The organism is Leptotrichia sp. oral taxon 215 str. W9775, from assembly GCF_000469505.1.
GTDB lineage: Bacteria > Fusobacteriota > Fusobacteriia > Fusobacteriales > Leptotrichiaceae > Leptotrichia_A.
The window spans coordinates 48,181-68,582 of sequence record NZ_KI272836.1; the positions used below are offsets into that span (position 1 = coordinate 48,181).

The window sequence follows — 20,402 nt, forward strand, 5'->3', positions numbered from 1 at the left end:
TTATTCAGCCTTTATGAAGTCATATTTCTCATTTTCAAATTTTTTCACTATATAGCTGCATACAGGTACTATTTTATAGCCATTTTTTTCAGCATATTCCACACCTGCATCAAGAAGCTTTTCAGCAATTCCCTGACCTCTCATTAGCCGTGATACGTATGTATGGTCAAAATATAGCTTATTTCCTTCTTTTCTGTAAGTCAGCTCAGCAATTACTTCTTCCTTTTCATTACTAATGAAAAAGCCTTTATCCTCAATATGTTTTATCTCCATTAAATTAACCTCCGGATTTTATTTCAAATTCTATTGTCCTTCAACTTTTATTTATTTTTTAATTATATCATAAAAATCGTTTTTTTTTTAGAAAAAAATTATTTTCTCCTTTTTTTAACGTTTTATGCACTTAATTTCTCTTGAAAGCACTATAACTTCTCATAAAAAAAGACTACATAACTTTCGTCATCTAATCTTTTTTCAATTTAAAATATTCAAGCTTCTATTTTTTTACAAGAGTCACATTAACTTCCGAATCCTCAAGAGCAGTTCCTTTTATGAAATTCACTCCATCAAAATTCAGTATATCTCCTGGTACAAGAACATGTTTTTCAGTATCATTAAGATACATTTCCATTTTTCCCTTTAAAACTGAAAATATAATTTCTTCATTTTCATGATTATGTGAAGGAATAGCTTCACCTGATTTCAATACCTTTTTTACAACTTTAAAATTATTTCCGCTGAAAAGCATTCCACCTTCATTTTTTACTGTACCAAACATCTATATCATCTCCTGTTATTTATTATTTATATTTTAGTTTATTATACAGTATTTCAGGAAAAAAATTTGTAATCTATGTTACATATTTTCTATTTGCATATTTTCTTTTATACTATTTTATAAATCTTCTCACTTCTATAATCCACTACTCTTCATCAATTTCTATACCGTATACTTCCATAAGCTTTTTGGCTACACCGTTTCTCGAATTACTTGTTACAATTTCCAGATCAGGCAGAGCCTCCTTTAAAGTATAGTGGGCATTTTTCATAATACATCCTTTTTTAGCTTCCTTCAGCATTTCATAGTCATTAAATCCGTCTCCAAATGCAATGACATCATCTAAAGTAAATCCTTCCATATCGCAAAGTTTTTTTACGGCTATTGCTTTATTTACATTCATATCAAATATTTCAAGGCACTCAGGATGTGTAAATGCAACGTTTACCTTTCCTTCTGTTTTTTCAAGTATAATTTTTTCAAGCTTCAGAAGTTCTTTTCTTGGGCCTATATAGTAAATTTTTGTTATATTTTTTTTTCTCAGTTCCTCAATAGGTCTTATTTCAGATGTGAAATGTGGCTCTTCCTTAAACGGATTAACCTTTCTTTCCTCTGTTGTCAGAAACCATCTGTTGTCACTGTATACATTTATATGTATTAAATCTGATACTGCCATATAATCTATATCAAGAACTATATTTTTTGATTCTTCATCTAAATCATCCCTATATATTTCATTTCCGTCAACATCGTTTATAACTCCTCCATTTGCTGAAATGAGAGGTATTTTTATACCTATCGACTCCATAATTCTTTTTGCATCAGGATATGCCCTCCCTGTAGCAATATAAAATTTTATTCCTCTATTATGTAATTCCCTTATAACTTTTTTTGATAATTCAGACACTTCCTGATCTGAGTTAAGTAGAGTACCATCAAGATCACTTACTACAACTTTATACATTTCTTTATTATATGTGGCTCATCTCCTTTAAAACATTTTTCTTTTTTGAGATGTTCCCATACATCCTCCTTCCTATCTAATATTTACTACCTATTTTATGTATATTATCTTAAATATTTTCAACAAAGTCAATACTAAACTTTTTCTTATTTTTCTTAAGTTTAACAAAGTAAACGTAAACATAATTCCAAATGACTTATAAGTCATTTAGTGTAAAATCTAGTTATATTTGAAATAGAAGTTAATTTCATATTTCAAATAAATTTAAAAAAGGAAGTTACACTTAAAAGGATAGGTGAGTTATTATGAAAAAAACATTATTAGGATTATTTTTAGTATTAGGAGCGGCTTCATTCTCTAACAATAAAATAGAAGTAAAAGGAGCTTACGATTTAGGAGGAAAATATCATTTTGAAAAATCTTCTGCCAAAGGTAAGGCAAATGCGATGGAAGCTGGAGCTGAATACAGATATGAAGTTACTCCAGGATTGGAACTTGGTGGAGGAGTAGCGTATCAGGCACATAAAGATTTAAAAGAGTATAAAGCAGATATGTATGATTCTGTACCAGTTTATGCAACTGCAAAATATACTTTTGATACATCAGCTCCTGTAAAACCTTATGTAAAAGGAGATCTTGGATACTCAATCAATACTGATAAAGCAAAAGACGGAGTATACTATGGTGTAGGTGCAGGACTTAACATAAGCGACAACTTTAACGTTGATGTAATGTATAAAGAAAACAAAGGTAAATATGAAGTAGGAACAACAGATTATAAAGCAGACTACAGAAGAGTTGGTCTTGGTGTAGGTTATAATTTCAACTTAGGTAAATAATATAAGGAATATATTTTAAATTTTGATTTTGATTTTAGCGACCAACTAATTCTAATAGTTTATAATTTTTTTGAAGGAATGTCTTTATGGCATTCCTATTTTAAATATATACCACATTTATTCTAGTATTTATAATACATATTTTATTTTAATTTTTAAATGTGCTATAATTGGTATCACGATAATTCTTGTAAATGAAAATATATTCAATTTCTATCATTTTACTCAGAATTATAAAATCTCATTATAAAAATTTTTATTTAATAAAGGAAAGGATGAAAAGATGAAAAAAATTCTATTATGTGTCGCAATGCTGGCTATGTTTGTTGTCAGTTGTGGTGGCGGAAAAAGTGCTAAAGAAAAGGATGTTATAAAGGTTGGGGTTATTGGACCATTAACTGGAAACCTTGCTCAATACGGAACAAGTTCCATCAACGGATTCAAACTTAAAGTTAAGGAAATAAACGAAGCCGGAGGAATTAATGGTAAAAAGATTGAAGTTGTAGAAGCAGACAGTAAAGGGGATGTACAGGAAGCAATTAACGCTTTTAAAAAGATGGTATCTCAGGATAAAATTGATATTTTCGTAGGAGAAGTTACATCAGGACCATCTCTTGCAATTGCACCATTAGCTCAACAGGCTAAAATACCTATGATTACTTCAACTAGTACTGCATTTGATGTTACAAAGGATAAGGATTTCGTATTCAGAACAACATTTACAGATCCTTACCAAGGAGTAGTTGCCGCAAAATATGCAAAATCTAAAAACTTTAAAAACGTTACAATTTTAACTAATACAGGTAGTGATTATTCTGTTGGATTGGCAAATGCCTTCAAAGAACAGGCCGCTAAAGAAGGAATTCAAGTTAAGGAAGAACAGTATACTGCTGATGATAAAGACTTCAGAGCTCTTCTTACTAAAATAAAAGGTTCTAACCCTGAAGTAATTTTTGTACCTGATTATTACAACACTATCGGATTAATTTTAACACAAGCTAAAGAATTAGGAATAAATGCTCAATTCTTAGGTGGAGACGGATGGGACGGAATCCAGCAGGACTTTGGACAAGTTGCAAATGGTGCTCTTTTTGCCAGCCAGTTTGCTCCGGATGATCCTTCTGAAACTGTTCAGAAATTCATAGCCGCTTATAAAAAAGAATACAAAATAGATCCTATAATTTTTGCAGCTTTAGGATATGATACAGGAACTATTTTAGAAACAGCACTGAAAAGTGTTTCTGACTTATCTTCAAAAGAAGCTATAAGAGATGCTATTAAAAACTTCAGTGGTGAAAATCTTGTTACAGGTTCATTGAAATTTGACCAAAATAGAAACCCTGAAAAGAAAGTTACTTTCATTGAAGTAAAAGATGGAAAACTTACATTAAAAGAAAAATTCTAGAAAATAAATCATTTCAAATTACAGCTGTTAGGGGAAATATTCTTCTAGCAGCTTTTGAACTTTTTTATCTTTTTAAAAATAAATTAGAATTTAAACATATAAATATAAAGTGATATGAGGAGTTTTAAATATGTTAAAGAGTTTTATAGAACAGACGATTAACGGACTTCAGACTGGTAGTATATACGCCCTTATAGCATTGGGATATACAATGGTCTATGGTATCGTTAAACTTATAAATTTTGCCCACGGTGATATACTGATGGTTGGAGCTTATGCCACACTTATAGCTGTATCACATGGAATGCCTCTAATTGTTGCTATTGTTTTATCAATGATTTTATGTGCATTTTTGGGAGTAGTAATTGATTTTCTGGCTTACAGGCCTATTAGAAAAGCACCTAAGATTTCAGCATTGATAACTGCTATTGGGATGAGCTTCCTTCTGGAAAGTCTGGCACTTATAATATTCGGTGCAAACCCAAGAGTTATTGATCAGAAGTATATACCTGCTTTTCTGTCAAATAATAATAAAATCAGTATAGGATTTTTAAGTATAAGTATGCTTACAATATTTGTAATAGTTGTTACTTTAATATGCATGATAGCATTAAATCTGTTTATTAAAAATACAAAGCTTGGAAAAGCTACAAGGGCAGTATCTCAGGATACAGGTGCCGCTCAGCTTATGGGTATAAATGTAAATAAAACAATTGCCATCACTTTTGCAATAGGTTCAGGACTTGGAGCTTTAGGTGGAGCTTTATATGCCATCGTTTATCCTCAGATTGAACCTTACATGGGAATGCTTCCAGGACTTAAGGCATTTATAGCTGCAGTATTTGGAGGAATAGGAAGTATCCCTGGTGCAATGGTTGGTGGATACGTGTTAGGTCTGCTTGAAGCATATGTAAAAGGATCTTCCCTTACAACATGGGCAAACCCAATTGTTTTCGGTGTATTGATTTTAATATTAATTTTCAGACCAAATGGATTATTTGGAAAAAATGTTAAAGAAAAAGTGTAAGGAGGGAAAGGAGGAAATATGGAAAATAACGCTAATAGCAGTAATCAGACTGTAAAAACAGAAAATACTGAATATAAATGGCAGAAACTAAATTATTTTAATAAATTCAAAATTAAAAATTACATACTTACTTTTGTGTCAATAATTGCTCTATATATTGTATTAAGCCTGACATTTGATCCTACCGATCTTTTCAGCTACACAAGTGGAATTTATGTAAACATACTAATTTATATATTATTTGCAGTGAGTCTTAATATAACTGTTGGACTTATGGGACAGCTGAATCTGGGACAGGCTGGATTTATAGCAATTGGAGGATATTCAGCCGCATATATTTCAAAAATATTAGTAAACTATAATCTTCCGCCAGTAGTACAGTTAGTTCTTGTATCTTTATTTGGTGGAGTAGTTGCAGCTTTATTCGGATTCTTAGTTGGTGCAAGTACACTGAGATTAAGAGGGGACTATCTTGCAATTATAACTCTGGCATTTGGAGAAATTGTAAAATATATTGTACAAAACCTTGATTTCTTAGGTGGAGCTACTGGACTGAATAACATTCCTAGAATTATAGATTTCTCAAATTCTTATTTCATAGTAGTTATTTCAATTATTATAATTGCAATGGCAATGACTTCAAGAAAAGGAAAAGAAATACTCTCAATTAGGGAAAATGAAATTGCGGCTGAAAATATCGGAATGAGATTAAATAGAATAAAACTTTATGGATTTGCATTTTCAGCATTTTTTGCAGGAGTTGGAGGTTCGTTATTTGCACATAATGTTGGTATTTTAAAACCTGATAAATTTGGATTCCTGTTCTCAATAGAAATTTTAGTTATGGTGGTTCTTGGAGGACTTGGAAGTATTACAGGAGCAATACTTGCAGCTATACTTCTAACTTCATTAAATGAAGTTTTAAGAGATGTTTCACAGTTTAGATATTTAGTTTATGCAATTATTCTAATTGCCCTGATGATTTTCAGACCTACAGGAATTTTTGGTACAAAGGAATTTACTTTTGCAGGAACTAAACGTCGGCTGAACCGGATACGGAATTACAGAAACAACAAGACTGAAAGCAAAAAAAGCTAAAGTAAAATATAAATGAAGGAAAATAGGAGATTGATATGTCATTATTAAAAACGACAAATTTAGGAATATCTTTTGGCGGACTTCGAGCCGTTGATGATGTAAATATGGAAATTAAAGATGGCGAACTTATTGGTCTTATTGGACCAAACGGTGCCGGTAAAACAACAATCTTTAACTTATTGACAGGGGTTTATAAACCTACAGATGGAGATATTTCCCTAAACGGTATTAGTATAAATAAAAAAAATACTCCTCAAATAGTGGCTTTAGGAGTTGCCAGAACATTTCAGAATATAAGGCTGTTTAAAAATTTATCTGTACTTGATAATGTAAAAATGGCATTAAATAGCAGCATGAAGTACAATACTTTTGAAGCAATTTTCAGACTTCCAAGATTCTGGAAGGAAGAAAAGGAAATTACAGACAAAGCATTAGATTTACTGGATATTTTTGATATGGCTGAAATGGCTAATGTTATATCGGGAAATCTATCTTACGGACAGCAGAGAAAACTTGAAATAGCAAGAGCACTTGCTACAAATCCTAAACTGCTTCTACTTGATGAGCCTGCGGCCGGAATGAACCCAAATGAAACAAAGGAACTTATGAATACAATAAGTTTTATAAGAAATAAATTTAACATAGCAATTCTTTTAATCGAGCACGATATGGATCTGGTTATGGGAATATGCGAAAGATTGTATGTACTGAATTTTGGAAAGGTTATCGCTTCAGGACTTCCTGATGAAATTCAGAATAACAAGGAAGTTATAGCCGCTTACCTTGGAGAATAAAAAATTAAATAAAAAAGGAGAATTTTGTGGATATTTTAAATGTAAATGATTTAAATGTTTACTATGGTGGAATTCATGCCATAAAAAATATTTCATTTAATATAAAAAAAGGGGAAATAGTTTCCCTTATCGGTGCAAATGGTGCCGGAAAAACATCTACATTACATGCTATTTCCGGTCTTGTGCCTATAAAATCAGGAGAAATTTCTCTAAATGGAGAAAATGTAACCAATATTGAAGCACACAAACTTGTCAGCCTTGGAATGGCTCACGTTCCTGAAGGACGTAGAATTTTTACTGAACTGACTGTCCTTGAAAATCTGGAAATGGGTGCCTATACAAGAAACGATACTGAACAGATAAAGGAAGATATTAATCATATGTTTACACTGTTTCCTAGACTTGCTGAACGTAAAAAACAGCTTGCTGGAACAATGAGTGGAGGAGAACAGCAGATGCTTGCAATGGCGAGAGCTTTAATGTCAAGCCCTTCACTACTTCTGCTTGATGAACCTTCAATGGGACTTGCTCCATTGCTTGTTCAGGAAATTTTCAATATTATTGAAAGAATTAATAAGGAAGAAAATGTAACTGTTCTTCTTGTTGAACAGAATGCAAATATGGCTTTATCAATAGCAGATAGAGGATATGTCCTTGAAACAGGAAAAATAATTCTTGAAGGAACAGGAAAAGAACTTCTTTCCAACCCTGAAATTAAGAAAGCTTATTTAGGTGGATAATATTTTTTAAAAAAAGGTTATCTCAAAAAAATTGAAATGTAAAGTGAAAAACTATATTTTTGAATTATTTAAAATTTTACAATGTAAAACAGGAAATGAATTTAGGAAAAGTCATCTGTCCGAGCCTTTAGGCAAGTTTTTGACTTTTCCTTAATGAATGACTGTTTTATATAAGTATAATTTTAGTAAATGAAGAAATATAGTTTTTTCTATTATATTTACATTTTGAGACAGCCTTTTTTATTTTGATATTTTTTATTCTCTACTTAACTTCGCTTTCTTTTATTGATCTTACATTTAAAGTTCTTCCGTCTGAAGATATAGGTATTTTAATGCTTCCATCTTTCAGTTTTTCAGCAAGCTTTGATAATAAAGGATTTTTGAAGTTATATTTTATTACTTCCCAGTTATTATCAAGCTCAGGTGTTACTTTTCCACCTTTTTCTTCAGTAATATATTTTATAATCAGATCTCTCATTCTTCCGCCATCTTGTAATTCATCATAAGAATCATAATACTTATCAGCATCTGTTACCAGTTTCAAATTAGATAATGTACCAAATCTGTAGTTATTTACAGCTAATTTATATGTTGCCTTAGGATCAATAGGCTTTCCATTTATTGTAGGATTTATAATTCTTTGTCCTGCAGGTTTTGTAGGATCTACTTTATAGTTAACTCCGGCAAACATATCAAAGTTGTATCCTCTTATGTTTTCATTAAAGCTTATTGTTAAATCTCCTGGCTGTAACTGATTATAGAAGCTGTAAGACCATTCCATATATTTAAGAAGATTTTCTCCTGTAATATTTACACCTATTAAAGTATTTGTAAATTTATAGATAAATGCCACATCTTTTCTTTTAAAAGGACCTTTTACAAGGTTTGAATTAAAGTTAAACAATGCCGCTGCTGAGACATCTGCTTTTGCATAATGTTTCTGTACTGCATTTATAAGCTGTATTACTGGTGTTTCTTTTAATGTAGCTGTAGGCATTGAAGTTATTTTTGAATCTCCTGTCACAAAATCAGGTCTTTCAATAAATGTTTCTGTAACTTCTCCAACAACTTCATTTGCATATTCTTTTGATTTTTTATCTACATAAGCATATTTTTCAGCTATTTCCTTATCTTCAGGAACATCTTTAGTAGAAATATTTTCAGTTGTTACAGTTTTTTTCTTTGTTTCTGTATTATAAGTTACAACTCCTTTTGCCACATAAACTCCGTAAGCTCCAGGTTCTATTGTTTTTACTCCGTTTACATCTGTATTATAGACAGCATGTTCATGACCAGCAAAAATTATATCAAACTGAGGGAATTTTTTTGCTGCTTCCATTATTCCAACTCCACCTTTTTCATCTTCTCTTCCTAAGTGGAAAGACCCTATAAGAACATCATATTTCCCTTCAAGTTCTTTCAAAGTAGCTGACAATGCTTCTTCAGGACCTAAAAACTTAAGATCTTCAAAATGATCAGGAGTTGAAGCTTCCCATATAGGTATATGAGGTACAAGATATCCAACAATGGCAACTCTTACACCATCTATTTTTTTAATTACATATGGCTTTACAAAAGGTTTATTATTACTTTTCCTGATTACGTTTGATGCAAGGACAGTTCCTTTAAATCCTTTTATATTTCTTTCAAGGAAAGATTTTTCAAAATTAAATTCATGATTTCCCAATACAAAGACATCGTATTTCAAATCATTCAATGTTCTTATTAAAGGATGAACAGCTTCATCATTAAATAATTCAGCACTGTTATCCTGCAATAAATCTCCATTGTCTATTACAATTACATTTTTATTTTCTTTTCTCTGCTGCTTAAGAATAGTGGCAACCCTTGTTAGCCCATTATTATCCTTTTGTTCACCTATTGCATAATCATAGGAAAAAAGCCTTCCATGTATATCCGATGTTTCTAAAAATACTATTTTTACTTCCTTTCCAAATATTGCAAAAGCTAAAAGTAAAAATATACCCCATAACCATTTTTTCATCTCTAATCACTTCCTTCTCTATATTAAATTTTATTGTTACTAAATATTTTTTAGTTCACTGGATAAACAAATTAATCCTAATATATTATATCATTTGTAGGATATGTTTCATTTTCTTCAAAAATTTTTCTTATTTCATTTTCATGACTGTCTTCTTTTAAAAAGAATTCTTCACTATAAAAAGAATAGAATTCCAGTTCACGTAAATCAACTACTTTCTTCATGACCATATATGTATCTTTTGAATCAGGAAAATATATATACATTCTATAATTATAATTTCTAGGAGCAAAATCATAATCCCTGTCATTTAAGTTAAGTGGTAAAAGTTTTTTCACATCCCTTTCAAATTTATCAATATAGTCAAACAGCAGTTCATATGTCATTGTTTTCTTTTCTTTTTCATTATAAACCAATCCGATTTCAATATTTTCAGAATGGCCATCCTTATTTAACATTTGATAGACCATCTTATCGTTTTCTGAATCACAGTAAATCCTATTTCCTAATTTTTTACTTTCTATCAGTTCTATCATTTTCTTTTCATAATAGGTAGGCTTGTTAGAAATCCATTTACATGCTGCTGAAAAATTAATTCCACATATTACCATGCTTAATAAAAATATTATTTTTTTCATAACTTGTCTCCTTTGCACTTTTTAATTTAAAAATCATCAAAACTGATCATAGCTGTTGCCCTTCCTGATTTTTTTCCTTCCCTTCTATGTGAATAAAACTTTTCATTCCACGTATTTTCCTGTGAAACTACCAAATTTTCTTCCTTTATTCCTAATTTTAATGCCATTATTCTGTTAAAAAGTGTATTATCAAAATGGTATTTTCCTGTTTTTTCATTGATTTTAAAAGATTGTTTTACCAGTTCACTTTCTTTTCCAAATTTTTCAGCAAAATTTTCATAAAAATCATTTCCTACTTCATAATTTTCCTGCTGTATTCCTATTCCCAAGCCCATCAGAACATTTTCAGGTTCTGTTCCAAATGCTTCCTTCATTACTTCAAGACCATTTTTCATTATTTCCTTAAAACTTCCCGGCCATCCGGAATGCCACACACCGATTGCCTTATTTTCCTTATCATACACAAATATAGGCAGACAGTCTGCATAAAAGGTAAATAGCGCTACATCCTTCCTGTCTGTTACAAAACCGTCTATTTCCCTGTATACATACTCTTCCGTATTTTTAGATATAACTTTAACATTATTTGTATGTGTCTGAAACGACATTACAGGAATTTTTCTATTAAGATTCAAATTTTCCAGAAGTCTATTTCTATTCTTTTCCTGTGCCCCTTCCTTCTGTCCTTCCATTCCACAGTAGTCTGACATATTTCCGGCATTTTTTTTACTGTAAATAGCTTTTATTCCGTAATTTTCAAATTCTTCGATATAAAAATAATTCTCTTTTTCTTTAAACATTCAGCCACCCCGCTTTCCAAAATAATCTGTTAAATCCATCAATATTCTGTTACTGTCAAAATTTTCAATTATTATTTCTTTTGCCTGAGTAATATAATCCTCTAATATTTCCTTTGATTTTTCCAGTCCAAACAGACTGGGATAAGTTGTTTTTTCATTTTTTTCATCATTTGATTCTTTTCCTGTTTCAGAAAAGTCTCCTTCGATATCTAAAATATCATCCTTTATTTGATATGCAATTCCTATAAGTTTTGAATACTGTACTAATTTTTCCCTTTTATCCTCTTCAATATCAAGTGCTATAAGCGGAAGTTCAATAGCAGCTGTTAACAGCTTCCCTGTCTTATGTGCATGAATATATTTCAATGTTTCAAATGAAACCTTCACATGCTCAGATTTCATATCTACAAACTGGCCACCTGCCATACCATAAAAACCTGAATATTCTGACAACTTTGCTATAATCTTCACTTTATTTGAATCAGACACAGCCGAAGAATTGGCAACTATATTAAATGCCTCTGTGAGAAGTACATCTCCCACCAGAATTCCTTCAGCTTCTCCATATTTTACATGAGTTGTAAGTTTTCCCCTTCTATACATGTCATTATCCATGGCAGGAAGGTCATCATGTACAAGGGAATAACAATGAATAAATTCCAGTGCGCAGGCAATATCTTCTATGGCTTCATATTTTTTCCCAAACAAATCACACATCATATACATCAGTATAGGACGTAATCTCTTCCCACCATTCATGACTGCATATTTCATTGCTTCTGAATACAGTTCAGGCTTTTCATACCTTTCCAGTATTTTCTGAAGATTCCTTTCAACAAGTTCTTTTTTCTCAGCTAAATATGCTTTTAACATTATTCTACCTCTTCAGTTTCAAGTTTTCCATTTTTTTCAAGAACTTTTAATACTTTTCCTTCCCCTACTTCCAACAATTTTTCTGAATCCTTTATAAGCTTTATTGCTTTTTCATATTCAGCAATAGAATCATCAAGGGATAATTCTTCATTTTCAAATTTTTCTAAAATTTTATCAATTTCAGAAATGTTTTCCTCATAAGTCTGTTTTTTTACAGCCATTTTTAACCTCCATTTTTCCTTTATTGTTTATATTTTCCAATTTAAAATCATATTGATAGCTACACTACTGTTTCTATAATGATGACTTATAAAAAGTCACTATTTTCTTATTGTAGTCCCTCTCATCATATTTTACAAGATTTCCAACTGTATCTTTTGATTTTTCATATACACTGTGTTCAGAAATTATAATTCCGTCCTCAGCCAGAATCTCACTTTCTGATATTTTTTCAAGCGTTTTTTCAGTAATATTTTCCTTATATGGAGGATCTAGAAATATAACATCAAACTTTTCATTTTTTCTTCCTAATATTTCAACGGCACGAAACACATCATTTTTATATGCTCTGCATTTCCCGTCTAATTTTAGATCATTTACATTTTCGATGATAATTCTCAATGCCTCCTTATCCTGCTCTATCATGACAGCTCTTCCAGCTCCCCTGCTTAAGGCTTCGATAGCCATATTTCCAGTTCCTGAATATAAATCAAGAAATCTTGCATCTGTTATTTTATCTCCAATTATACTGAAGATTGCTTCTTTTATACGTTCAAGTGTAGGACGTGTTTCCTTCCCTTCCCTTGATTTTATTTTTCTATTTTTTAATGTTCCTGAAGTTATTCTCATTTCAATCCTTTTATTTTCTAGTTTTTATATAATTAATTCTATAAATTATTTTCCAGCTATTTAAAATTTATTACAAGTTTTTCATCTAAATTTACATCTGCAACCAGTAATTCATAATGTTCCTTTTCTGATTTCTTTCCTGTTAAATTTTTAAACTCATAATCCTTATAAACTATACTGTCTATTTTTCTGCCAGATTTGTTATACACATTTATATAAAGTATTTCTGCCTTATTCTTTTCTGAAAAATTACTTACAAGGTCAAAACTGTACACAAACTTCTTTGTTTTATTAAATCCTGTATTCTGTAAGTCATAATATACTCCCAGTCTTCCTTCTTCCTTAGATGGTATAACTTTGGAAATTGCAAACCATTCCCTCTGGATATTTCCTACAGACTGGTTTTCATATATATTTTCATCAAATTTTATTACAGCTCTCAAATTTTGAGATTTTTTATAATCTGAATAAAATTTTATATTTTTTATATATTTCCCCTTGTTATTTTTATTACTGTTATTAGGATTATTGTTGTCATTTTCCCTAGTCTGATCAAGCCAGAACATAAATGTTGACTTTATATTATATTCTCCAAGATTTGAAAAAGTATACATACTTTCAACCTTTATAGTGCTATCTTTTTCTATAGTAATATTTAAATCCTCCCTTTTTATTAAAAGAGGTTCCGGTCTTACTATTTTTATATTCCCAACTGCCATAAAATTATCTTCTGCAGTAAGAACAACACTGAATATTAAAAAAATCATTATAAAAATCTGTTTAAAATATTTTTTCAGCATAAATATCCTTTACTTAAAAATTTAATATATAAACATTGAATCTCCAAAGCTGTAAAATCTATATTTTTCCCTTATTGCTTCATGATAAGCGTTAAATACTGTTTCCTTTCCTCCAAATGCTGATATAAGCATTATTAAAGTAGATTTTGGTAAATGGAAGTTGGTAATTATCGCATCTACTACTTTAAACTTATAATCACCGTAAATAAATATACTAGTTTCACTTTCTCCTGAAATAAGCTTTCCATCTTCATCAACAGAAGATTCAAGAGTTCTTACAGAAGTAGTTCCCACTGCTATGACTCTGTTTCCTTTTTTCTTCGCATCATTTACAATCTTAACTGTTTCTTCCGGCACTTTATATTTTTCACTGTGCATTTTATGTTCCAGTATATTTTCAGTCTGAACCGGTCTGAAGGTTCCAAGTCCCACATCCAGAAATACTTCAGCTATAATTACACCTTTTTCCTTTATTTTTTCAAGCAGTTCTTCTGTAAAATGAAGGCCTGCTGTAGGTGCGGCCACTGATTCCCCTTCTTTTGCATAAACTGTCTGATATCTGCTTTTGTCCTCCAGTTTTTCTGATATATATGGTGGAACCGGCATTTCTCCCAGTTTATCAAGTATTTCCTCAAAATTTCCCTGAAAACTGAATTTTAAAACTCTATTTCCATCTTCTTTTATTTCAACTAGCTCAGCTTCCAGCAATCCTTCAGAAAATATTATTTTCTGACCCATTTTTAATCTTTTGGCCGGTTTTAATAAAACCTCCCATGTATATAAATCATATCTTTTTAACAGGAAACATTCCAATACTGTTCCGTTTTCCTTATGACCATATAGTCTGGCAGGTATTACTTTCGTCCTGTTTAATACGAGGACATCATCTTTTTTCAAATAATCTATTATATTATAAAATCTTTTATGTTCGATTTCTTTTTTCTCTTTATTTAAAACTAATAATTTTGAATGATCCCGAGGATTCACAGCATGTTGTGCTATTAGCTCCTCGGGTAATTCAAAATCAAATTCCTGAATATTCATCTTACCTCTTTTTCAATTTTTTTATTTTCCGCTTATATCTGCTGTAACAGTTCCACCATTTGCAATTTCAAATGTTTTATAGGTATCAACCCTGTTGTACCATCCCTTCAGCCACTGGCTCTCATCTCTAGGAGCATTCTGCACTCTTCTTGTCAGTACATATTTAGCTGAATTACTAAATTCAACTAAGGCATCATGGCCTATAGATGTTCCCTTCATATTTTCAAGAACCTGCTTCAATCCCCATGCCTGATTATTGTATGAGGCTACTCCTTTAAGCCCTTCACCTTTAAAGTTTACATAATCTATTAGGGCATAAAGTCCATTTGGTGATTTTACCATTCTATAAAACTGATTTCTCAGGTTTTCCTTGTCACTTGCCACTTCCAACATTTTATCCAGTGACTTCTGCAATCTTTCATAAATGAACATTACCTGAAGATCCCTTGTACTGTCAAAGAAATTAATCAGTTCGTTAATATCCTTATCTCCTCTTTCTTTCTTTGCAATCAGTTCTGCTCTGCTGCTCCATGGTGAATGTATATTTTCTTCAAGTATTTTAGGTAATTTAACACCTTTTGACCTATAGAAGGAAACCATATCTGGAAAACTTTCTCCAAATACTCCACCACCACTTGCTTTAAACCAGATGAAATGCCCTATTCCTAAAGAAGGAAAACTTTCTCCCGCATTCCAGTGAACAAGTTTATCCCTTGATCCACCTGTTTCATTTTGGAATATTCTGTCAGCAATTGACATTAGCTGTTCCCTGCTCATATTCAATGCTAAAGTATCTTTACCCATATTTTTTTCATTTTTATCCATTTCAAATGACATTTTCTGAGTTTTTCTATTTGCACTGAATTCCTTTTCTGAAGGTCTTGATACAACTCCTTTATTACTGTCCTTCATACTCATCAGATCATAATTCTGATTGTTATACTGCTGTTTTATCAGCTTTTCTATTTCACTGTTTTTATTTCCCGCGGTACTGCTTGCATATCCTGCATATGACAGTACTAAAGCGGAAGCCATCAACACTCCTATTTTTTTCGCTTCTTTTATTATACTCATATTTTTTCTCCTGCTATCTCCTTAAATTTCAAAATAAAGCTTACACTTCATTTTTTACTATTTGTTTTTGTCCTACTATTACTCTATCATTGTTTTGCATATCTTTTATAATATTTACATTTTTAAATCCGGCTTTTTTTACTATTTCTTTTACTGTTTCACCTTGTCTGTAGCCTATTTCAAATAGTAAATATCCGTTATCCTGTAAATAATCCATTCCATTTCTACAAATTTCACAGTAGAAAAACAGTCCGTTATTTTCTGCAAATAATGCCTCATCAGGCTCATGCAATAAAGTATCCTCTGACATAACTCCTATCTCATTATCGGATATATACGGCGGATTAGATATTATCATATCAAATTTTCTGTATTCTATATTTTCAAATAAATCAGATTTGAAAAACTTAACATTCCCTACATTCAATAACTCCTTATTTTTTTCAGATATCTCAAGTGCTTTCTCAGAAATATCTGTTCCCATAACTTTTGATTCCGGGATTTCCAGAGCCATTGTCAAACCTATGACTCCACTTCCTGTCCCAATGTCAAGGATTTTAGGATTTTGAATTTTATCTTTTTTCAGTATTCTTATTGCCTCCTCAACAAGTACTTCCGTATCCTGTCTTGGAATCAGAACACCTTTATTCACATAAAACTTTCTTCCGTAAAATTCCTGTTCATTTAACAGATACTGGAGGGGAAACTTTTCTTTCCCGATTTTCTGGATATAGTTACGTATCTTATCCAATTTATCTTTTTCCACTTCAGTTTTATACAAGGTAAAAAGGAGCATCCTGTCAACATTCAGTACATGGGAAAAAATAATTTCCGTTATTAACTTTGCTTCACTTATATTATTCTTTTCCAGATAAACAATACTTTTGTCTATTAGCGATTTCAAATTGTCATTTCCATTTTCCTTTTCAGAAACATTGAAATCTGTATTCTCGCTATCTCCCTGTATAATACCATTTAGTTTTTTCCTTATTTTCTGCATTTCTTCCTCAGAAAGAATTCTCTCAAAGTTTGCATAGAGCATTATCCTCTGCATATTCAATACTTCTGAAAAAACTTTTTCCGCTGTTATTCTTGCATTTTCTATTTTTTTCTTTTCCAAATAATTAACCGATTTATTCAATATATCGAGCAAATTATTCATTATCACCAACAGCTTTCAGCAATTCAGCCTGATCATAAGCAATCAGCGCATCTATCATTTCATCAAGATCTCCATCAAGGACTGCATCAAGTCTGTGTAATGTCAGCTTGATTCTGTGGTCTGTGACTCTTCCCTGAGGGAAGTTGTATGTTCTTATTTTTTCAGATCTGTCACCGCTTCCAACCTGTGATCTTCTTTCATTTTCAACTTCTTTTCTCTGTTTTTCATATTCCATCTCATATAACTTGGAAGCAAGGACTTTCATAGCCGCTTCCCTGTTTTTTATCTGTGATCTTCCATCCTGTGAAGTAACTACAATCCCAGTAGGCAAGTGTGTTATTCTGACTGCAGAATCTGTAGTATTTACGTGCTGTCCACCTGCACCACTTGATCTGTATGTGTCAATTTTCAAGTCACTTTGATTTATTTCTACTTCACTTACATCTTCTATTTCCGGTAAAACTGCAACAGTTATTGTAGAGGTATGAATTCTTCCTGACGCTTCTGTCGCCGGAACTCTCTGTACTCTATGCACACCACTTTCAAACTTCAGTCTGGAATAAGCTCCATGTCCTTTTATAAGGAAAGTAACTTCTTTAAGTCCACCGACTCCTATTTCGTTTTTGTCTATTATTTCAGTCTTCCATCTGTTTCTTTCAGCGTATCTTGTGAACATTCTGAATACATCTGCAGCAAATAACGCGGCTTCATCTCCACCTGCTCCTGCTCTTATTTCCATAATAACGTTTTTATCGTCGTTAGGATCTTTTGGTAAAAGCAGAATCTTCAGTTCTTCTTCAAGTACCGGAATTTCTTCATCAATAGTGTGAATTTCCTCCAGCATCATCTCCTTCATTTCAGAGTCTTTTTCTGTCTTCAGATCCTCCTTTAAAGTCTCAACTTCTTCTTTTTTTGCTTTATAGTATGTATACTTCTTAACAACTTCATCAATGCTGTTTAAGGCCTTATTATACTCCATTATTTTCTTAGGGTCTGAGATTATCTCCGGATCCATAAGTAATTTTGTAAGTTCTTCATGCTTTAAAACAACATCATCTAATTTCTGAAACATTTATTATTTACACTCCTATTTCTTTAGTTTTCTATACTTTTTTCGTTAATTATTATATCATATTTTTCTTTGTTTTTCAAATTTTTAAGCAAATTAAAAAAGGGTTTTCCAAAAAAAGAAAAGAATCTATCCTAACCATTATTTTTATTGGGTTTAAGACATATATCCATTTCTTTTTTCCAGTATACCCTTTTTCTATTGTAAATTTACAGTAAAATTAAGCTTTACAGTTTTAATATCCTAAAACTTTATTCCATTCAGCTACTCTATCTTTATAAGTGTCCAAAATTTCATTTACATTTCCTTCAATTTCAACTTTTTCCATAATATCATTATTTGACAGTAATTTTACAACTTCAATATCAGCATCAGAAACAGCTTCACCAAAAATTGTATGATTACCGTTCAGCCATTCTGTAGGAACAGTAGTTATAAAAAACTGGCTTCCATTTGTTCCAGGCCCTGCATTTGCCATTGCAAGCTTTCCAGGAACAGAAAAATTAAGCCCATTATTAACTTCATCTTCAAATCTGTATCCAGGTCCTCCCATTCCTGTACCTGTAGGATCTCCTCCCTGAGCCATGAAGTCTTCAATTACCCTATGAAACTTCAATCCATCATAGTATCCGTGCTTTACAAGGTTTACAAAACTTGCTACTGTTACCGGTGATTTTTTCGGCAACAGGTTTATATTGATTACTCCTTTATTTGTAGTAAATTTTACTTTCATTTTTCTCCCTTCCTAAAGAAAAACTGTTTTTTCAAAACATTATCCTCAAAAAAACAGTTTCCTATAATTATTTTATTATTATTTAACTATTAATGTTGTTCCATCCATTTCAGCAGGTTTTTCCAATCCTAATAAATCCAACATTGTAGGTGTTATATCTGCTAATTTTCCATCTGTTCTTAATTTTGCATCCTTCATGTCGTTACTTATAAATATAAATGGTACAGGGTTTACAGTGTGGGCAGTGTAAGGTGCTCCTGTTTCAGGATCTATAAGCAGGTCAGCATTTCCGTGGTCAGCTGTTATTAATACTGCTCCGTCCATTTCCAATACTTTGTTTACAATCTGTCCTGTACAGTTGTCAACAGCTTGACATGCAGCTATTACCGCATCTACAACTCCAGTATGTCCAACCATGTCAGGGTTTGCAAAGTTCAATATTACAGTGTCAACTCCACCTTTATCCAATTCTTCAAGTAATCTGTCTTTTACTTTATAAGCACTCATTTCAGGCTGTAAATCATATGTTGCCACTTTAGGAGAGTCTGAAAGCAGTCTTATTTCACCTTCATAAGGCTGTTCAACTCCTCCATTAAAGAAGAATGTAACGTGTGCATATTTTTCTGTTTCTGCAGTTCTTACCTGTTTCAATCCAGCCTTTGATACAACTTCTCCAAATCCGTTTACTATTTTTTGTGGCGGATAAGCTACCGGTACATCAAATGTTGCATCATACTGTGCCATACATACAAAGTTTACTTTTGGATGTACTTTTCTGCTAAATCCTTTGAAATCTTCTTCAATTATTGCTCTTGTAAGCTGTCTTGCCCTGTCAGGTCTGAAGTTTGCAAATATTACTCCATCTCCGTCCTTGATTAATCCAATTGGGTTTCCACCTTCAGTTACTTTTGTAGGTTTTACAAATTCATCAGTTACTCCTGCCGCATAAGATGCTTTTATTGCTTCATCTGATGAAGCTGCAGTTTCTCCTGCTCCTGAAAATAATGCATCATAAGCAAGTTCTATTCTGTCCCAGTTATTGTCCCTATCCATTCCATAATATCTTCCTATAACTGAAGCCAATTTCCCTACACCTGTATCAGCTAAAGCTTTTTCCATTTCAGCAAGATAGTTTACTCCGCTTTCAGGTGGAGTATCTCTTCCGTCCATTAATGCATGAACGTAAACTTCTGTCAATCCTTTTTTCTTTGCCATGTCAACAAGACCAATAATGTGATTTATATGTGAGTGCACTCCTCCATCAGACATTAATCCCATTATATGAAGTGCTTTACCATTATCTTTTGTTTTGTTCATTACATCAGAAAGTGGTCCATTTTCAAGTATAAGTCCTTCCCTTATTTCCTTTGTTATTTTTGGTAACAGCTGATACACTACTCTTCCAGCCCCAATATTTAAGTGTCCTACTTCAGAGTTACCAAACTGTCCTTCAGGCAGTCCTACAAATTCTCCATCTGCTCTTAATTCTGTAAATGGATACTCTTTTCTATATCTTTCGAAATTTACCGGATGTGCCATTCTAACTGCATCCACTTGTTCTGGGTGATGATTCATTCCCCAACCATCTAAAATGATTAAAACTACAGGTCTTTTTTTCATCTTTTTCATCCTTCCATTATTAAATATTATTTCCAAATATATTATACTCATTTTCGCTTAATTTAGCAAGAATTTTAATAAGTTTTGTTT

General features: G+C 31.8%; 22 protein-coding genes. 6 read left to right on the forward strand and 16 right to left on the reverse strand.

Going from position 1 to position 20,402, the window contains the following annotated elements:
- From HMPREF1984_RS03225 to HMPREF1984_RS03235, 3 genes are all read right to left on the reverse strand, one after another.
- On the reverse strand, window positions 1-273 hold the full coding sequence (locus HMPREF1984_RS03225) for a GNAT family N-acetyltransferase (protein ID WP_021766463.1): 273 nt from the start codon (window positions 271-273) through the stop codon (window positions 1-3).
- Window positions 274-496: 223 nt separating this feature from the next.
- Entirely contained in the window at window positions 497-778 is a 282-nt protein-coding gene (locus HMPREF1984_RS03230) for a cupin domain-containing protein (RefSeq protein ID WP_021766464.1), read from the reverse strand.
- 145 nt (window positions 779-923) lie between these two features.
- The gene (locus tag HMPREF1984_RS03235; RefSeq protein ID WP_021766465.1) at window positions 924-1,742 is read right to left on the reverse strand and encodes a Cof-type HAD-IIB family hydrolase; all 819 of its coding nucleotides are present in this window, start codon (window positions 1,740-1,742) and stop codon (window positions 924-926) included.
- Window positions 1,743-2,047: 305 nt separating this feature from the next.
- Between HMPREF1984_RS03235 and HMPREF1984_RS03240 the strand changes: the two genes are divergently transcribed.
- From HMPREF1984_RS03240 to HMPREF1984_RS03265, 6 genes are all read left to right on the forward strand, one after another.
- Complete coding sequence (locus tag HMPREF1984_RS03240; protein ID WP_021766466.1) at window positions 2,048-2,581, forward strand: porin family protein; 534 nt, start codon at window positions 2,048-2,050, stop codon at window positions 2,579-2,581.
- Between the two features lie 283 nt (window positions 2,582-2,864).
- The gene (locus tag HMPREF1984_RS03245; protein WP_021766467.1) at window positions 2,865-3,986 is read left to right on the forward strand and encodes an ABC transporter substrate-binding protein; all 1,122 of its coding nucleotides are present in this window, start codon (window positions 2,865-2,867) and stop codon (window positions 3,984-3,986) included.
- Between the two features lie 130 nt (window positions 3,987-4,116).
- The gene (locus tag HMPREF1984_RS03250; RefSeq protein WP_021766468.1) at window positions 4,117-5,013 is read left to right on the forward strand and encodes a branched-chain amino acid ABC transporter permease; all 897 of its coding nucleotides are present in this window, start codon (window positions 4,117-4,119) and stop codon (window positions 5,011-5,013) included.
- A gap of 18 nt (window positions 5,014-5,031) precedes the next feature.
- Complete coding sequence (locus HMPREF1984_RS03255; protein WP_021766469.1) at window positions 5,032-6,111, forward strand: branched-chain amino acid ABC transporter permease; 1,080 nt, start codon at window positions 5,032-5,034, stop codon at window positions 6,109-6,111.
- 35 nt (window positions 6,112-6,146) lie between these two features.
- A complete protein-coding gene (locus HMPREF1984_RS03260; protein WP_021766470.1) occupies window positions 6,147-6,905 on the forward strand; it encodes an ABC transporter ATP-binding protein in 759 nt (252 codons plus the stop codon).
- Window positions 6,906-6,931: 26 nt separating this feature from the next.
- A complete protein-coding gene (locus HMPREF1984_RS03265) occupies window positions 6,932-7,645 on the forward strand; it encodes an ABC transporter ATP-binding protein (protein ID WP_021766471.1) in 714 nt (237 codons plus the stop codon).
- 262 nt (window positions 7,646-7,907) lie between these two features.
- On the opposite strand, the gene HMPREF1984_RS03270 is transcribed toward HMPREF1984_RS03265, so the two are convergent.
- From HMPREF1984_RS03270 to gpmI, 13 genes are all read right to left on the reverse strand, one after another.
- Window positions 7,908-9,650, reverse strand: coding sequence for a bifunctional UDP-sugar hydrolase/5'-nucleotidase (locus tag HMPREF1984_RS03270; RefSeq protein WP_021766472.1), 1,743 nt, complete (start codon window positions 9,648-9,650; stop codon window positions 7,908-7,910).
- A gap of 77 nt (window positions 9,651-9,727) precedes the next feature.
- Window positions 9,728-10,288 (reverse strand): hypothetical protein, encoded by a 561-nt coding sequence (locus HMPREF1984_RS03275; protein WP_036099597.1) that lies wholly within the window; start codon window positions 10,286-10,288, stop codon window positions 9,728-9,730.
- Between the two features lie 26 nt (window positions 10,289-10,314).
- Window positions 10,315-11,088 carry a peptidoglycan editing factor PgeF gene (gene pgeF / locus HMPREF1984_RS03280; RefSeq protein ID WP_021766474.1) on the reverse strand — a complete coding sequence of 258 codons (774 nt, stop codon included), beginning with the start codon at window positions 11,086-11,088 and terminating at the stop codon, window positions 10,315-10,317.
- The gene (locus HMPREF1984_RS03285; protein WP_021766475.1) at window positions 11,089-11,961 is read right to left on the reverse strand and encodes a polyprenyl synthetase family protein; all 873 of its coding nucleotides are present in this window, start codon (window positions 11,959-11,961) and stop codon (window positions 11,089-11,091) included.
- Window positions 11,961-12,182, reverse strand: coding sequence for an exodeoxyribonuclease VII small subunit (xseB, locus tag HMPREF1984_RS03290; RefSeq protein WP_021766476.1), 222 nt, complete (start codon window positions 12,180-12,182; stop codon window positions 11,961-11,963). The genes HMPREF1984_RS03285 and xseB overlap by 1 nt, the downstream gene beginning before the upstream one ends.
- Before the next feature lie 73 nt (window positions 12,183-12,255).
- A complete protein-coding gene (rsmD, locus tag HMPREF1984_RS03295; protein ID WP_021766477.1) occupies window positions 12,256-12,810 on the reverse strand; it encodes a 16S rRNA (guanine(966)-N(2))-methyltransferase RsmD in 555 nt (184 codons plus the stop codon).
- 56 nt (window positions 12,811-12,866) lie between these two features.
- Window positions 12,867-13,577, reverse strand: a complete 711-nt coding sequence (locus HMPREF1984_RS03300) for a hypothetical protein (protein ID WP_232219678.1) — start codon at window positions 13,575-13,577, stop codon at window positions 12,867-12,869.
- A gap of 54 nt (window positions 13,578-13,631) precedes the next feature.
- Entirely contained in the window at window positions 13,632-14,654 is a 1,023-nt protein-coding gene (gene queA / locus HMPREF1984_RS03305; RefSeq protein ID WP_021766479.1) for a tRNA preQ1(34) S-adenosylmethionine ribosyltransferase-isomerase QueA, read from the reverse strand.
- A 21-nt stretch (window positions 14,655-14,675) separates the two neighbouring features.
- Window positions 14,676-15,728: a hypothetical protein gene (locus HMPREF1984_RS03310; protein ID WP_021766480.1), complete on the reverse strand. Its 1,053-nt coding sequence runs from the start codon at window positions 15,726-15,728 to the stop codon at window positions 14,676-14,678.
- A 40-nt stretch (window positions 15,729-15,768) separates the two neighbouring features.
- Window positions 15,769-16,890, reverse strand: a complete 1,122-nt coding sequence (prmC, locus tag HMPREF1984_RS03315; RefSeq protein ID WP_021766481.1) for a peptide chain release factor N(5)-glutamine methyltransferase — start codon at window positions 16,888-16,890, stop codon at window positions 15,769-15,771.
- Window positions 16,883-17,962, reverse strand: a complete 1,080-nt coding sequence (gene prfA, locus HMPREF1984_RS03320) for a peptide chain release factor 1 (RefSeq protein ID WP_021766482.1) — start codon at window positions 17,960-17,962, stop codon at window positions 16,883-16,885. Before prfA ends, prmC begins: the two co-directional genes overlap by 8 nt.
- A 232-nt stretch (window positions 17,963-18,194) precedes the next feature.
- The gene (locus tag HMPREF1984_RS03325; RefSeq protein WP_021766483.1) at window positions 18,195-18,692 is read right to left on the reverse strand and encodes a peptidylprolyl isomerase; all 498 of its coding nucleotides are present in this window, start codon (window positions 18,690-18,692) and stop codon (window positions 18,195-18,197) included.
- A gap of 78 nt (window positions 18,693-18,770) precedes the next feature.
- Window positions 18,771-20,312 carry a 2,3-bisphosphoglycerate-independent phosphoglycerate mutase gene (gene gpmI, locus HMPREF1984_RS03330; protein ID WP_036099601.1) on the reverse strand — a complete coding sequence of 514 codons (1,542 nt, stop codon included), beginning with the start codon at window positions 20,310-20,312 and terminating at the stop codon, window positions 18,771-18,773.
- Window positions 20,313-20,402: the final 90 nt, after the last annotated feature.